The organism is Metapseudomonas boanensis (genome assembly GCF_018704125.1).
In the GTDB taxonomy this organism is placed as follows: Bacteria; Pseudomonadota; Gammaproteobacteria; order Pseudomonadales; family Pseudomonadaceae; genus Metapseudomonas; species Metapseudomonas boanensis.
Genome location: NZ_JAGTIS010000061.1, coordinates 1 through 682, shown reverse-complemented (window position 1 = coordinate 682; position 682 = coordinate 1). Strand labels below are relative to the sequence as shown.

1 protein-coding gene is annotated in these 682 nt (G+C 66.4%); it reads left to right on the top strand.

Features of this window, described 5'->3' with window-relative positions; translation table 11 throughout:
- The coding region (locus tag J7302_RS26290) for an L-serine ammonia-lyase (RefSeq protein WP_215381783.1) at positions 1-612 on the top strand (612 nt) is incomplete at its 5' end.
- Positions 613-682: the final 70 nt, after the last annotated feature.

Below are 682 nucleotides of genomic sequence, written 5' to 3'. Positions count from 1 at the left end.
GCCAACCTGCGCGACAGCCTCAGCGTGCTCGACTGGGTCAACCTCTACGCCCTCGCGGTGAACGAGGAAAACGCCACCGGCGGCCGCGTGGTCACCGCGCCCACCAACGGCGCGGCGGGCATCGTGCCGGCGGTGCTGCATTACTACAGCCGCTTCATCCCGGGCGCTAATGACGATGGTATCGAGCGTTTCCTGCTCACCGCCGCCGCCATTGGCATCCTCTACAAGGAAAACGCCTCGATTTCCGGCGCCGAAGTCGGTTGCCAGGGCGAAGTCGGCGTGGCCTGCTCGATGGCCGCCGGCGCGCTCTGCGAAGTCATGGGCGGCACTCCGCAGCAGGTGGAAAACGCTGCCGAGATCGGCATGGAGCACAACCTCGGCCTGACCTGCGACCCGGTCGGCGGGCTGGTGCAGGTACCCTGCATCGAACGCAATGCCATGGGCTCGGTGAAGGCGATCAACGCCGCGCGCATGGCCCTGCGCGGCGACGGCCAGCACTTCATCTCGCTGGACAAGGTGATCCGCACCATGCGCCAGACCGGCGCCGACATGAAGAGCAAATACAAGGAAACCGCCCGCGGTGGCCTCGCCGTGAACATCATCGAATGCTGATACCTCCCCTCTCCCATTGGGAGAGGGGCCGGGAGTGAAGGCCAGCCCAGTCTCGCTCCCGGCATCCCTC